At 35.9% G+C, this 15,305-nt stretch carries 16 protein-coding genes; 1 reads left to right on the plus strand and 15 read right to left on the minus strand.

What is annotated here, in order from left to right; genetic code table 11:
• Positions 1 to 267 precede the first annotated feature (267 nt).
• The 4 genes from fni to CN326_RS24630 form a co-directional block, all read right to left on the minus strand.
• The gene (fni, locus tag CN326_RS12910; RefSeq protein ID WP_098309424.1) at positions 268 to 1,317 is read right to left on the minus strand and encodes a type 2 isopentenyl-diphosphate Delta-isomerase; all 1,050 of its coding nucleotides are present in this window, start codon (positions 1,315 to 1,317) and stop codon (positions 268 to 270) included.
• 12 nt (positions 1,318 to 1,329) lie between these two features.
• The gene (gene rpsA, locus CN326_RS12915; protein WP_098309425.1) at positions 1,330 to 2,478 is read right to left on the minus strand and encodes a 30S ribosomal protein S1; all 1,149 of its coding nucleotides are present in this window, start codon (positions 2,476 to 2,478) and stop codon (positions 1,330 to 1,332) included.
• Between the two features lie 217 nt (positions 2,479 to 2,695).
• Positions 2,696 to 3,373, minus strand: a complete 678-nt coding sequence (gene cmk, locus CN326_RS12920) for a (d)CMP kinase (RefSeq protein WP_098309577.1) — start codon at positions 3,371 to 3,373, stop codon at positions 2,696 to 2,698.
• Between the two features lie 225 nt (positions 3,374 to 3,598).
• The gene (locus CN326_RS24630; protein ID WP_098309426.1) at positions 3,599 to 3,772 is read right to left on the minus strand and encodes a DUF5359 family protein; all 174 of its coding nucleotides are present in this window, start codon (positions 3,770 to 3,772) and stop codon (positions 3,599 to 3,601) included.
• A 281-nt stretch (positions 3,773 to 4,053) separates the two neighbouring features.
• On the opposite strand from CN326_RS24630, the gene CN326_RS12930 reads away from it, so the two are divergent.
• Entirely contained in the window at positions 4,054 to 5,025 is a 972-nt protein-coding gene (locus CN326_RS12930; RefSeq protein WP_098309427.1) for an asparaginase, read from the plus strand.
• 99 nt (positions 5,026 to 5,124) lie between these two features.
• Here CN326_RS12930 and CN326_RS12935 read toward each other — a convergent pair whose 3' ends face one another.
• The 11 genes from CN326_RS12935 to CN326_RS12985 all read right to left on the minus strand — a co-directional run bounded on the left by CN326_RS12935 (position 5,125) and on the right by CN326_RS12985 (position 15,079).
• Positions 5,125 to 6,105: a YpdA family putative bacillithiol disulfide reductase gene (locus CN326_RS12935; protein ID WP_098309428.1), complete on the minus strand. Its 981-nt coding sequence runs from the start codon at positions 6,103 to 6,105 to the stop codon at positions 5,125 to 5,127.
• 118 nt (positions 6,106 to 6,223) lie between these two features.
• The gene (locus tag CN326_RS12940; RefSeq protein ID WP_098309429.1) at positions 6,224 to 6,754 is read right to left on the minus strand and encodes a peptidoglycan recognition protein family protein; all 531 of its coding nucleotides are present in this window, start codon (positions 6,752 to 6,754) and stop codon (positions 6,224 to 6,226) included.
• 79 nt (positions 6,755 to 6,833) lie between these two features.
• Positions 6,834 to 7,067, minus strand: a complete 234-nt coding sequence (locus CN326_RS12945; RefSeq protein WP_098309430.1) for a DUF3961 domain-containing protein — start codon at positions 7,065 to 7,067, stop codon at positions 6,834 to 6,836.
• Between the two features lie 286 nt (positions 7,068 to 7,353).
• The gene (gene gudB, locus CN326_RS12950) at positions 7,354 to 8,643 is read right to left on the minus strand and encodes an NAD-specific glutamate dehydrogenase (protein WP_098309431.1); all 1,290 of its coding nucleotides are present in this window, start codon (positions 8,641 to 8,643) and stop codon (positions 7,354 to 7,356) included.
• 243 nt (positions 8,644 to 8,886) lie between these two features.
• A complete protein-coding gene (locus CN326_RS12955) occupies positions 8,887 to 9,492 on the minus strand; it encodes a genetic competence negative regulator (RefSeq protein ID WP_098309432.1) in 606 nt (201 codons plus the stop codon).
• Positions 9,493 to 9,569: 77 nt separating this feature from the next.
• Positions 9,570 to 10,469, minus strand: a complete 900-nt coding sequence (locus CN326_RS12960) for a MerR family transcriptional regulator (protein WP_098309433.1) — start codon at positions 10,467 to 10,469, stop codon at positions 9,570 to 9,572.
• A 27-nt stretch (positions 10,470 to 10,496) separates the two neighbouring features.
• Complete coding sequence (locus CN326_RS12965) at positions 10,497 to 11,273, minus strand: metallophosphoesterase (protein ID WP_098309434.1); 777 nt, start codon at positions 11,271 to 11,273, stop codon at positions 10,497 to 10,499.
• 151 nt (positions 11,274 to 11,424) lie between these two features.
• Complete coding sequence (locus tag CN326_RS12970) at positions 11,425 to 11,916, minus strand: LysM peptidoglycan-binding domain-containing protein (RefSeq protein WP_098309435.1); 492 nt, start codon at positions 11,914 to 11,916, stop codon at positions 11,425 to 11,427.
• Positions 11,891 to 12,505, minus strand: coding sequence for a CPBP family intramembrane glutamic endopeptidase (locus tag CN326_RS12975; protein ID WP_375337656.1), 615 nt, complete (start codon positions 12,503 to 12,505; stop codon positions 11,891 to 11,893). The genes CN326_RS12970 and CN326_RS12975 overlap by 26 nt, the downstream gene beginning before the upstream one ends.
• Complete coding sequence (locus CN326_RS12980; protein ID WP_141525045.1) at positions 12,502 to 14,028, minus strand: RecQ family ATP-dependent DNA helicase; 1,527 nt, start codon at positions 14,026 to 14,028, stop codon at positions 12,502 to 12,504. The genes CN326_RS12975 and CN326_RS12980 overlap by 4 nt, the downstream gene beginning before the upstream one ends.
• On the minus strand, positions 14,018 to 15,079 hold the full coding sequence (locus tag CN326_RS12985) for a YpbB family protein (RefSeq protein WP_098309578.1): 1,062 nt from the start codon (positions 15,077 to 15,079) through the stop codon (positions 14,018 to 14,020). Before CN326_RS12985 ends, CN326_RS12980 begins: the two co-directional genes overlap by 11 nt.
• Between the last annotated feature and the right edge of the window lie 226 nt (positions 15,080 to 15,305).

Genomic DNA, 15,305 nt, shown 5'->3' on the forward strand with positions numbered 1-15,305 from the left:
ATTTTTTCCTTGCTCTATCAAACAATAAAATGAAACTCCCATCAGTGGATGTTTTCTTCATCCCCCACTGATGGAAAGCCCGCTCAATCGGGCTTTTATGGACAGTAAGACCCCCACGCCTCAAAGATAGGTGGGGGTCTTACTATCCGTTAATGCGGGATAAAAAACCAATTAACAGAGCTGACTACCAGTGCAGAATGCAACAAATACAGCGTTAAGGATTCACTTTAGTTTTACTTCGCCAAAAACCCCCTAGATAGAGTTCGTTCAGCGCTTGCTATATATTGTTGTATCAATCCCACGCTGGATAAGCCAATGGTATGTATCACCATTAATAACAATCGGCACTCGTTGAAGCTCAGCGATTGTTCGCGCCCCCAGCGCTGTCATTATAAACTGCAAATCTCTATGTAGTAATTCTATTTCTTCCATTAATTTCTCAATACCTTCATTTATCAGTATTCGTAAAAAATGGCCAGCAAACGCCGCAGCCGATGCTCCTAATGCTAATGCTTTCGCTACATCAAGTGCTGTTTGAATACCACCCGATGCAATAATAGAGAGGTTTTTTTGTATAGAGGATGCTTCAATTAAAGACGAAACAGTCGGAATGCCCCACTCATTGAAATAAGGAAGCACTCTCTGCCTTCTTTCATTTTCAACCGCAGCAAAGTTTGTGCCGCCATAACCGCCAATATCTATAATAGAAACACCAACATTGGCTAAATTCTCTACCGTTTCTTTACTCATACCAAAACCAACTTCTTTTACTATAACAGGAACAGAAGAATATTTTACAATTTGTTCAATTCTCTCTAGTGCACCTGTAAAATCTCTATCGCCTTCTGGCATTGTCAACTCTTGAATGACGTTCAAATGAATTTGCAATGCGTTTGCTTCAAGCATATCAACAGCTCGCTGTGCTTGTTCTACTGTTGCTTCGCTTCCTAAGTTTGCAATAACAATTCCATTCGGATTCGTTTTTCTCACAATTTTATAAGATTCAGCTTCTTGAGGATCTTTTAACGCTGCCATTTGCGAACCGACAGCCATCGCAAGCTGATGCTGATGCGCTGCCCAGGCTAGTTGTTCGTTAATATGTAGTGTGTGCTCTCCGCCCCCACCAGTCATCGCATTGATAAAAATCGGCGAACTTAAAGAAAGTTCGCCGATTCCTGTTTGAAATGATATACTTTCATAACTTATATTTGGTAAGCTTTGATGAACAAAGACAATGTCACGAAAGCCATGTGTACGAGACTGTCCGGTAGAAAGAGCATACTCAATATGTTCTAATTTACGCTTTGCTCTTACCACACATATCCCTCATTATTTCTTTAATTTTTTTAGCTGTTCTCCAATAATATCACTTAATTGGAATGTAGCAGAATCAGAAGATGGTTCATATTTACTGTAATCTTCTGTTACATTATTTTCTTCAAGCGCTTCTTTTATACTTAAGGAAATACGTTTTTCTTCTGAATGAACTTCTAACACCTTTACTTTTACGTCTTGTCCGATTTCTAATACTTCATTCGGATTTTTCACATGACGATTTGCAATTTGCGAAACATGTACAAGCCCTTCTACACCAGGAAGAATCTCAACGAATGCCCCGAAAGTAACAAGACGTTTTACTTTCCCATCTAATATATCGCCTGCTTTAACTTGATTTGCAACATTTCCCCAAGGTCCTGGCTGTGCTGCTTTAATAGATAAAGAAATACGCTGTGTATCAGCATCAACAGATAAAACTTTTACTTTTACAGTTTCTCCCTGTGATAGTACATCAGATGGTTGTTCTACACGATCGTGAGAGATTTGTGAAATATGAACTAAACCATCCACACCACCAACATTTACAAATGCTCCAAAATCAGTTAAACGTTGTACTGTTCCTTCTACAATATCACCTTCTTTTAAAGAAGAAACAGCTGCTTTTTTCTTCGTTTCCAACTCTTGTTCTACAACTGCCTTATGAGAAAGAATAACACGATTTTTCTCACGATCTAATTCTACAATTTTTACTGCTAATGTTTTCCCTTTATAATCAGTAAAATCTTCGACGTAATGCACTTCTACAAGTGAAGCAGGAATAAAACCACGCACACCAAGGTCAACTACTAGACCTCCGTTAACGATATCTTTGATTGTTACATCAAATACTTCACCTGATGTAAATTTCCCTTGTAATACTTCCCATGCTTTTTCTGCATCTACAGCACGTTTAGATAACACCAGATCATCATCTTCTAATTTAATTACTTTTAATTCAAGAGTTTGTTCTACTTCTACAACATCGCCCGCTTTTTCAATATGGACATTCGCCAATTCACTAATTGGAATGACACCATCAGTTTTGTACCCAACATTCACAAATACTTGCTTTTCTTCGACTTTTGTTACTTTACCTGTAACAATGTCACCTACTTGTAATGCCTTTGTGTCGACAACTTCTTCATTCATTTTTTCTACCATGGAAATACCTCCCTACTGAAATGGCAAAGCATCTTTATGTATATACGAAATGGAAACAATAGCTTCCATTTGCATGTATGTAAAATATTTAGAAAATACCCTCTTTTACTAACTTCTAACAAATCGACGGATTTGTCAAGGAAATTGTCTCATTAATTAACAGGAAGAATCGTATGTTTCAAGAAACAAAAATAAGGAAAGAGGCTAACCTCTTCCCTTATTCTGCGAACGTTACCGATACAATATCCATAATCTTTTGAACTACTTCTTCAATAGATAAAGATGTTGTATCTAATTCAACTGCATCCTCGGCTTTCTTTAACGGAGACACTTCACGTTCAGAATCTAATTTATCACGGCGCGCAATTTCTTCTTTTAGTTGTTCTAAATTAGATGGAAATCCTTTTTGAGTATTTTCTAAATGTCTTCTCTCTGCTCGTTCCTCAACAGAAGCTAACATGAAAATTTTCACTTCCGCATTCGGCAATACGTGCGTTCCAATATCGCGGCCATCCATAACAACGCCGCCTTTTTCTGCTAACCCTTGCTGACGACGTACCATTTCTTCACGAACGAGACGATGTCTTGCCACAATTGATACACGATTTGTTACTTCTGGTGTGCGAATCACTTCTGACACATCTTGTCCATTTAAAAAAACAAGTTGTACATTTTCTCTATGTTGAAATTTAATATCTATATTTTTTATGACTTCCATTAACTTTTCTTCATTTTCAATATCAACACTTTGCTGCAGCGCCGCATACGTTACTGCGCGATACATTGCACCCGTATCAATATAAACATAAGAAAGTTTTTTAGCAACAATTTTGGCAACCGTACTTTTCCCTGCAGCTGCAGGGCCATCAATTGCAATCGAAATTCGTTTATCCATTGTAACACCCCATTTTTCACTTATAAAAACAGAAGGAAAAGCAGGTACGTCCCCCCCTGCTTCTCTCATGATTGTTTCACTTTGCATTAACAGGCAGTAAGAGCCTGATTAATTAAATTACGATCGACGTGGAGAAAAATTCTCCTACTAATAATCGTTTCACTTTATTCCGTTTCAAGTCCTCAACTATTGTAGCATAATCCTTCTTAGAAGCAAATGAAAAAGCTATTGATTAACCTCTAAAATATTCGTCATAACCCCTTTTGTTACTCCTTCATAATATACAACTTTTGATACATATTTCGCTATATGCTCTTGGGTTAAAAGTAATTGGACAATACATAGACAAAGACATTGTCCAATAAGTAAACGAATTAAAATCTTCTCTATTTTCTTCAAACTCCACATCTCCTTTTACTTATTACCTCGCTACTTTTTGTCAGTAAAACTCCCGCTTCAAGATTCTGAGGAAACAAAGCAGATAGATTGTAAATAACTGTTGGCATGCGTCCGATTGGTTCAACTAACCTACAGTGAGGATGAAGCCCCCACTGTTGGAAGTTTCACTTTATTTTCATTGTGATAATCTCTTATAAGTTTTATACTTTTTCATTGTCGAATCCAGTTAAATCATGTTATGTTCTTAATGTATTTTCATTGATTGGAGAGGGGTAAAGGCATTGAAAAAAATTCTTGTTTTACACACAGGTGGAACAATTGCGATGGAAGAAGATAAAGAAACTGGGGTTGTTCAACCTGGCGCGCAAAATCCACTTTTAAAATTCATTCCAAATTTAGAAGAAGATATCGATTTAATTGTTGAAGATGTCTTTCATCTTCCATCTCCTCACATGACACCAAATGAAATGCTGCAATTGCAAGTCATGATTGATGAGAAGGTTAAGAACGATAACGTGCAAGGAATTGTTATTACACACGGAACAGACACGTTGGAAGAAACAGCTTATTTCCTTGACTTAACTGTACAAGCTGATGTACCAATTGTTGTGACAGGAGCAATGCGCTCAAGTAATGAGTTAGGTGCTGATGGTTTATATAACTTTTTGTCAGCTGTTAAAGTTGCTAGTAGTGAAGAAGCAAAAGGAAAAGGTGTCCTTGTTGTATTAAACGATGAAATTCACTGTGCAACGAATGTAACAAAAACACATACAAGTAACGTAGCAACATTCCAAAGTCCGCAATATGGTCCAGTTGGAATGGTAACGAAGCGCGGCGTTGTCTTTCACCAAGCATTAGTGCATCACGAAAAATATGCCGTTACACAAATTACAAAAAATGTTGTCGTATTAAAGGCATATGCAGGTATGGACGATACATTATTAGCTGCAATTGAACAGCTACCGGTTGATGGAATTATCATCGAAGCACTTGGACAAGGCAACTTACCGCCACGCACACTTCCTGCACTGCAACGTTTAATAGATAAAGATATTCCAGTTGTTCTTGTTTCTCGCTGCTTCAACGGTATTGTTCAAGATGTATATTCTTATGAGGGCGGCGGCAAACAATTGAAAAACATGGGCGTTATCTTCACATATGGTTTAAATGCTCAAAAAGCACGTATTAAGCTGCTTGTTGGGCTAGAAGTAACAAAAGAACAAATAGAGATTCAAGCTATGTTTAAACATTAATATACGATTGTAACAAAAAAACACCTCCTTAATTCGCATTCCTAAAGCTACGAATTAGACGGAGGTGTTTTTCATTTGTCACCATTCATTAATAAATTTTTATTGTTCTCGCTCTGCAATGGTTTTCGCAATTGCATCTCCATGAAATCTACCATTTTCTATAAAAATTTCATTCGCATTATTACCAGCAGCAATTACACCAGCAATAAAAATCCCTTCCACATTCGTTTCCATCGTTTCCTCTTTATACAGTGGTCTTCCTGTTTCAGAATCAATTTCTACGCCCATTTTCGTTAAAAAACCATGATCTGGATGATAGCCTGTCATGGCAAAGACATAATCATTTGAAATTGTATACTCTTCGTTTCCTACTGTATACGTGGCTGTATGTTCTGTAATTTCTTTTACATGTGCACCAAATTCCATTTTTATCGTACCTTGACGAACTAACGCTTCAAATTCTGGCAAAATCCATGGTTTAATACTTGGAGAATATACTTGTCCTCGATATAAAACCGTCACACGCGCTCCGCATTTTACAAGTTCTAATGCCGCATCTACACTTGAGTTCTTTCCTCCGATTACCACAACATCACGATCAAAATACGGATGACCTTCTTTGAAATAATGCGCAACCTTTTCTAACTCTTCTCCCGGAACATTCATATAATTAGGGTTATCATAATACCCAGTTGCAATAATAATGTATTTTGCTTTATATTTCTCTTGTTTCCCGTCATTCTTTACTGTTTGAACAAGAAAAAAATCCTCTTCTTGCTGTACTTTTTCCACTCGTTCAAAAGCGTTTACACGTACATGCTTCCGTTTCACTACTTCTCGATAATATGCTAATGCTTGATTCCGAACAGGCTTACGGTTTTCTGTAATAAAAGCAACTCCACCAATCTCTAGTTTTTCACTAGAAGAAAAAAATGTTTGGTGTGTTGGATAATTATAAATTGCATTAACAATATTTCCTTTTTCAATGACAAGTGGATTAATCCCGACATTTTGCATTGCAATCGCTGCTGCTAATCCGCATGGTCCGCCTCCGATAATAATCGCTGTTTCTTTTTGCATGTAAAACTCATCTCCTAGTCTTCTGCTCTCTATTCAAATAAAAAAATTACAAAACAAGAAAAAACCTACTTTCAGCAGTAGGCACCTATCTTTATTGTATTCATTTTTCATATATTTGTCATCTATACGATACGTACATGCGATAGACGTCCGCTAAAAATTGTCGAAAAGGTATACCTTGATTATTTAATACATGTTCCGGATCAATTTTACGAGCAGGATCAAGCTTTTTATGCGAGACAATAGCTTTCTTTGGATTTAAACCAAATTTGTGACACAAATACGCATGATACCAAGTAAAACGTGTATATGCATCCCAAAAATTTATATTCCCACCGTAGCAAAGTTCAACACCGATCGCTGCGCTGTTAGCATTGTGACCAAATATTTCATTATCTGTCGGAACGTTGTACCGAACATGGTAGGCTACCTCATTGATTGGAATAATCTCTAATATAGTTTTATCATCAATAAATGTATGAGCTGAAGCTTTTGGTTGCACTTCATTAAAATAATCTCGATTCCCAACCGCATTGCTGCCGGGATTTCCAGTATCATGACTGACAATAAAACGAACTTTTGAAAGTCGAATTCCAGATCGAGAACCTCCGTGTTTAATATAATTTCGCTGTATAGGAAACTTCGCCATTCACATCATCTCCGCTCTTATAAAATTACCTTCCTAATCTTATATGTATTCAGACGATGTGTCTCTAACGCAAACATTATTATGAAAGCAGAAAATCCATCATATTCGAAGCAAATATCATAAACAATAACACACTTACTGCCACCGTATAAAAACCATAAAACCAAATTTCATCTTGCTTCGTTTCTAACCCAAAAAAACAATTCACTGTATGTAGGAAGGAAGAGCGTTTCACATGCTTTTTGCGTAAATTTTCAACTCGTTCCATTACATGTGTTGGCATCATAAAACGTTGTTCTGCAGTCGTTTTCATTAGAATCTCTCCTTTATAATTAGTGAATACTTTCCATCAGTGAGTACTGAACAAACTCCTTACCAATGGAATTTTCACTTTATTTCCGTTTTTCTATCTAAGGAGAGTATAGCACAAATGTTCTGTTAGAACAAGTGTTCTTTTTTGTTTTTTACTAATTCATATAACTCATAAGCCATACAACTAATGCCCATGCAACTGCAATAACCGACCCAACAATATTATTACAAAAAAAAACCGCAACTCCCTTTACAGGAAATTGCGGTTTGCATAATCAATAAGCGGTTTATACCCAACCTCTGAAGCGGCTTGCTTCTGCCATTTTACGAACACCAACCATATAAGCTGCTAAACGCATATTCACTTTGCGAACTTGCGCCGTTTCGTAAATAGAATTAAATGAGCTTACCATTACTTTTTCTAAACGAGCTTCTACTTCTTCTTCTGTCCAATAGTAACCTTGGTTATTTTGTACCCATTCAAAGTAAGAAACTGTTACGCCACCAGCACTCGCTAATACGTCTGGAACAAGTAAAATACCACGTTCTGTTAAAATTTTTGTTGCTTCTAACGTTGTAGGGCCATTCGCTGCCTCTACAACAATTTTCGCTTTAATATCCGCTGCATTTTCTTCTGTAATTTGATTTTCAATTGCAGCTGGTACTAGAATATCACATTCTAGTTCTAATAATTCTTTATTTGAAATTGTATTATTAAACAATTTCGTTACTGTACCAAAGCTATCGCGACGGTCTAATAAGTAATCAATATCTAAGCCGTTTGGATCATGAAGTGCACCGTAAGCATCGGAAATCGCAATTACTTTTGCTCCCGCATCGTGCATAAACTTCGCTAAGAAACTACCTGCATTTCCGAAGCCTTGTACAACAACTCGTGCACCTTTAATGTCAATACCACGTTTTTTCGCCGCTTCACCAATACAGATTGTTACGCCTTTTGCAGTTGCTGTCTCACGGCCATGAGACCCACCTAATACAAGCGGCTTACCTGTAATAAATCCAGGTGAGTTAAATTCGTCAATACGGCTATATTCATCCATCATCCATGCCATAATTTGTGAATTTGTAAATACATCTGGAGCTGGAATATCTTTCGTTGGACCTACGATTTGGCTAATTGCTCTTACATAGCCACGGCTTAATCTTTCTAGCTCACGGAAAGACATTTCACGTGGGTCACAAATGATACCACCTTTACCTCCACCATACGGCAGATCAACAATACCACATTTTAAACTCATCCAAATCGAAAGTGCCTTTACTTCGTTTTCCGTTACATTTGGATGGAAGCGGATACCGCCTTTTGTTGGACCAACAGCATCATTATGCTGAGCACGATATCCTGTAAATATTTTAACAGTTCCATCATCCATACGAACTGGAATCTTTACTGTCATCATACGAATCGGTTCTTTAAGTAACTCATATACCTCGTTTGGATAACCCAATTTCTCTAGGGCTTCTTTAATAACAATTTGTGTCGAATTCAACAGTTCGAAGTGTTGTTCTCTTTGTTGTGTTTGTGTTTGTGTTTGAGCTCCCTTTTCGGCTACCATAGTAAGTAAACCCCCTGTAATTTCACTTGTTTAGTAAACCTTCATTGCCTAGTATACACTCTTAAAATAGGAATGCAAGAGAAAACGCTAACAAATATATACAAACCTTTTTATTTTTTGCAAACGTTTTCAATATCATTATAGTCTTTTTATTCTTTTTAGAAAAGCGAAATACGTTAAAAACTAATATTTTTTATATAATGATTAAATATTTCACATAAAGAAAAACCTCAACTGTATCACTTAGCTGAGGTTTTCTTTTGTGATAAAATACTTATATATTTGCTCAATTGCTTCATTCGCCATAAGTTCTTTTCCATATTCCATCATTCGATAAATTGTAATTGTAGAAGAGTTACCAAACTCTGCTAAAATGGCAATCATATCTTCTTTCAATAACATAGTAGAATCTTCTTCTAACCAGAGATAAAAACGATTTTGCCACGCATAAAGCTTTCCACCTGTTACTCCAAGATTATATAAACGACCCGCTAATGCAATTACATCCTCCAATGAAGCAAATTCGTATAGTATATGTTCGCTCTCATCAAGAGTAACTTGCATTTCAATATATTCATCTTGAAATTCTTCTTCCGTATCTGACTCTTGATTTTCTTTCGTAACAATAACAACCATACCTTGTGCTTGCAACGAAAACACCTCTACCGCAATTGGACCATCCGCTTCAAAGCCGAGCTCTTTATTCGCTTCTTGCATCATATCTCGAAACAGTTGTTGTACTTTCGGCGCATTTTTCCATAAATCTTCTTTTGTAAGTCCACGTTCTGACAAATCGTCGAACGTCAGAAAGATTTTAATTTTATTGTAATTTAAACGTTCCAACCTCATCCCGTAACCTCCTTACGCAACCGTTGCATCTAATTTTTATTATATGAAACAGAAAATAGATGGTTCTTTCCGAACAACTATTCTGACATTTTTAACCATTCATCCCATTCTTCTTTCGTATCCCCAACAAACCAGTTACGAGTCTCTTCGTTTTCTTCATCAGAAGTAAACTCAAAGGCAAAACCGCTAAGCCCAACACAAAGGTTTGCATATTGTTCATGTAATCTCTTTGCAAGCTGAACACTTGTCATTACATTTTCTTTTATTGTACAAGAAATAAACAAGATTTTAGGATTTACTTGTTTGATTACATCATCAATATCAGCTTCTTCTATGCCTGTCCCAATATAGATTACTGGATAACCTTTTCGACGCAAATATGTTGTAAAAATAAATAATCCAAGTTCACATAATTCCCCTGGAGCGCATATAGAAAGCACCTTTGGTAGTCCTGTATTAATGGGCATACTATGATGCATCATTCCGATACGCGAGCGTAAAAACGAAGTCGCATACCGTTCTTCTGCACTTGTTATTTTTTCATTCAAGCGCATATCTTTTAACCTTACAAGCAATTTTATTAACACATCTGCAATTACTTTATCTATAGAAAAAATACTAAAAGCTTCATCCAGTAACTCGAGAGCTTGCATTTCATCAAATTTTAACAAAGAATAAAGGATATCGTCTACTAAAAGTTCTACTTTATTATATTCTATTTCTGATAAATTGTGATTTTGTAATTGATTATTTTCTAATAAACTAACCGCTTGTCCAATGGTAAACCCTTGATTCACTTTGTTAATAAGCCACTTTAATATTTGAACATGTTCTTCTGTATATAATCGGTGTCCAGCATTATTACGCTTCGGTGCAATGATTTGATACCGTCTTTCCCAAGCTCGCAATGTTCCTGGATGTATACCGAGCATATTTGACACCACTTTAATATTATATTTACCTATTGAACTTGGCATATCTCTTCCCACCTTAAAAAAACAACGTCAATCTTTTCTTTGTAATGTAATCAAATGTGTTTGTGCAGGAGCACGAAAACGCAATGGTACAAGTGTTGTTCCATAACCATTACTTACAAACAAAGTCGTATGTGGATATTCATAAATTCCACCTTTCAAAAAACGTGTAAAATGAAATAACCGAATTTGTCCACCATGCGTGTGACCACTTAATACACAGGAGATATTTTCCGTTCCATTTAATTTATATACGATATCAGGATTATGACTCACAAGGATACGAAATCCCTCTTCTTCACAATCTGCTAGTGCTAAATCTAAACGATCACGTTTCAAACTTACATCGTCAACACCTAGTAACCATATCTTTTCTCCAAACTCTGATTCAAATAAGATCCCTGTATTGTCTAAAATTTTCACTCCATTTTGAAGAAGCAACGCGTCTAATTCGTGAAAATCAATTTCATAGTCATTATTCCCCCAAACAAAATACACTTGTCCCATTTCATTTAACCGTTTAATATTATCAACTACTCGTGTTAGCGGTACCCCTTGTTCAGCTAAATCTCCACCTATAATAACGAGATCTACTTTCCCTTTCACTTGCTGTATTAAAGTTTGAGAAATCGTTCTTCTGTGAATATCCGAAATAAAAAAAATTCGTACTTCTCCAAAACTAATTGGAAACTCCGCAAACGATACGGTGTGTTCTAACAATGTATCACGCATCGCTTCTCTATACATCATAACAAAGCAAACAATCACAACGCATAATATGAAACAACCTAGTAATCCCCATGTCATACACTTTCCTCATCTTTCCTCTTAACAAAATCTAACCACATAATAACACATCACCCCAGCAAGTGAAGAAAAACCCTCTACTTCTGTAGAAGGTTTTTCTTCATCTCGTCATTCGCGGGCAGTAAGGTCTCCCGCTGACGGAAGGTTCACTTTATTTTTTCGGTTCTGGTTCTGACTTCTTCGGAATTTTTAACACTTGCCCTGGTTCTAAGTCTTCTGCTACTTCATTATATTTCTTTATAATCGCTATCCCATCTTCATTCGGAAAATATTTCTTTGCAATATCTTCGAGCGTTTCTCCCTCTTGTACTGTATGAAACTGAAATGTCTCTGATGGTGATGACTTTGATTCATTATCGGTTTTCTTTTTTGAATCAAAAAAAATAACTTCAAATGCACTTTTTTCAGAATTGGCACTCGATTCCGCCGCTTGCTTCTCCTCCATGTAACGCTCTGTATACCATAAAATACTTATTGGAAGAAGAATAAATAATAATGTTAAAATCCGAACAAAAAAGTGCTTTATTTTAAATTTTGATTTTTTCTTGTCTTTATGGACTTCACTACGAGGCGGTAAACCCTCTCCTTCTTTTTCCGTTGACTCTTTCATGTTCTCTTCAAACTCTGTTGTCTGCTTCGCCATATCGGTCACCACCATCTTCCGTTTGCTTTCTTAATTGCAATCCCATTATGAAATCGACTAAAAAATGCGCAAAAATCGTGATCAGTAAATTACCAGTCCATTGAAATACAAAACCAAATACACTACTAATCATCAATACAAAACAAAATAAAAACGGCTTAGTAATATAACGAATATGTAAAACTGCAAATACAACACTCGCAAAAATTAAGCCAAAATACGTTTGTATCACGCCACGAAATAAAAACTCTTCTGCTATTCCAATTAAAAGGGTAACAGCGAACACGCGGAAAACAGACATTCCTTGAAACATACGATCATTAATCCCGCCATCATCAAACCACGATTCAGGAAAAAAATGCATCGCAATATAATCAAATAAAACAATCACACAAGCTACTCCGCCACCTATTAGAAAAATAGATGAAAAATCCCATTTCCACAAAGCTAGAAATGCGTCCATACTCGGAAATAATATATACGCTAACAAGATTCCAATACATATAATGATCGCTTGCGTAATATATAAATTAAGTCGGATTTCTTTTAGACTCATGTCTTCAATACTTGTCTTGCGTATATCCATCATTCCTCCATTCTGAATCCGAAGAGCAATTGTAACTCTGTTTCCCAATTATAGTCGAAAACAGGTTGCCTTGCTTGTCTTTTTTTATAATCTTCTATATGAATCCCGCAATAGTCACAGCAATTTTCCGGCTGCGTTTCCTTTACATATCCAAACTGGGAAAGAATCGCTTCTCTTTTACAATCCGTTCGTCGCATCCATTCTTTCATCGTTTCTAGTTGACCGTATTTATTATAAAGCCGAGTTTTCACTTCTGCAATTAACTTCCGCTCCGCTTCATTTGACAAGGATTCAATCATCAATTCTCTACGTTGTATGATTTTCATCTTTTCAAAATGATACCGAATAAATCGCCAATGTTGTTCACTCAATCCTGCTGTATTGTAGCAAATTTCTTCTACACCTTCTAACGGTAATACTTGGGCTTGAAACATTGTTTCTCGTAATAAAGAAAATAAAAAGCGTATTTGTTGTTCATTTGGTAATTCTTCTTCAATAATGGAGATTGGCAACTCATGATCAAGGGGACTACATAACAAAATGGCAATGCTTGGCTTTCCATCTCTACCTGCCCGTCCAATCTCTTGCAAATAAGACTCTATATTTGTCGGATAATGAAAATGAATAATATAGCGTGTGTTTTGCTTATTTACTCCCATACCAAATGCACTTGTACACACAACGAGCTGGAGTTGATCATTCATAAATTGTTGCTGAATTAACATCCGTTCTTCATGTTCCATTCCACCATGATAATGCGCAACATCTTCAATCCCTTCACTTCTTAAATACGCTGCAAGACGTTCAGTCCAAGCTCTACTCGAACAATAAATAATGCCAGGACTTTGTAAATATTTCACATGAGATAACAGCACTTCTTTTTTCTCTTGAATGGTTTGTACAAATTCTACTTTCATAGCAATATTAGGGCGATCAATCGAATATAAATGCTGCCTCACATCTTTCAAATTTAAACTTTCAATAATATCTTGTAATACTTCTTTCGTAGCAGTAGCTGTTAAAGCAAGAACCTTAGGATAGCCCATCGATGCAATAACTTGATCTAGCTTTTTATAATCTGTTCGAAAATCATATCCCCATTGAGAAATACAATGTGCTTCGTCCACAACAAATAAAGAGATATGAATTTTCCTTAATTCTTTTAGCAACACATCTGATTGCAGCATTTCAGGAGACACGAATACAAATTTATAGGAATGCAACCGCCGCATAGCTTCTTTTTTCTCTGCCATTGTTCGAAAGCTGTTAAAAGCAATAACTTGATTTTTCACAATGTATTTTAACTGTGTAACTTGATCTTCCATTAATGACAATAGCGGTGAAACAATGAGTACCGTTCCATCTTGTATAAATCCTGGAAGCTGATAACAGAGCGATTTCCCCCCTCCAGTTGGCAGCATCGCTACAACAGAATTTCCATTTAATAAGTCTGCAATAACTTCCTTTTGTCCTGGCCGAAATGTCCGGTACCCAAACCACTGATATAAAATATCTTCAAGTTTCATGTAATCCCCCTACTCGCGCTAATACAAGACGAATTTCAAAATAGGAAACATGCTCTCCAGCAGCTTGTTTCAAGACTCGCAGCTTCCGCGTTTGTAACTTCTCAATCATTTTCTGTATTTGTTTCATTTTTTCTTTTTCTACAAATTGCTCCACCTGAAATTCTTTTTCACGCAATGCAATTTCCACAATATGATCCTCAATTGTCGCCACTTTTAATTTTCTTATCCTAGCAATTTCCTCCATAGTTCGTCCTTGCTTCCATAGTTGATATGTTTTTTGTGTTGATATACTAAATAAATCTGCTTTTTCATTCGGATACGCAATAATTTGTGCCAATAACGGAAAATTCTGCTGATGATTTTGTACATGTTGAATGATGAAATGAGTCGTTCCCCAAAATAAAAGATATACTCGAAACGCATCTTGCTTCATCATATTTCCAAGTTGATCTGTTGTATAACCAATACGATGGTATCCTGTTAGACGATATACGAAAATGGTTGCTTCTAGAGAGGTAACATACACTAATATTGAATTTATTTCTTTATATAACTGTTCCGCTAATTGTCCTCTTGAAACAGGAGAGTTCATAATAAATTGTTTTACCCACATCGTGATTTCTGTATCTTGCTGAATTGGAAGGAATTTCACATATTTTTGTTGCAAATTAGATACAGTTTGCACAATTAAGGATAACCTTTTCCAAAAGCTCTCTCCAAGTTCGCCGTATTGCAAACCGTGTAAATATTTCGGGAAAGAAAAGAATTTTTCCCATTCGTTTACTTGTTTCTCTCCCATTTCAGATAAAATGTAAGTATTTTCATGCACACATGTAATAAGTTGCTTGTTTAATAATGCTTCAATCTGTTTATCATAATCATGACGTCTTAAAGATTTATATACACTAAACAAAAAGGAAAGATGAAACATATTCCCATCTTGCAATGTTTGTGAAGAACGTTTCCCTTTTAAAAGGTGATAAATAGAAGAAACCGTTCGTTCACCTTTTAATTGTTTCAAACAGTATAGTACGGTATATTGTAGCTGCAACGCTTCTTCCACCCTTTCAGTCTACTTCTACTTTCATTGTAACAAAATGCATCTTATTTAGATATTTTTAAAATTTTATGTACAACTATAGAAATTAGTTGACACACTCAATTGATAAGAATTATCATTATAATTTTATATTGAAAAGTTTCAAAAACCGTTTTACAATAAGGTTATAATTTTTCATCAGTGTTCTTATATACATATACATATTATTTAGGGGGTA

Source organism: Bacillus sp. AFS018417 (assembly GCF_002560985.1).
In the GTDB taxonomy this organism is placed as follows: Bacteria; Bacillota; Bacilli; order Bacillales; family Bacillaceae_G; genus Bacillus_A; species Bacillus_A rhizoplanae.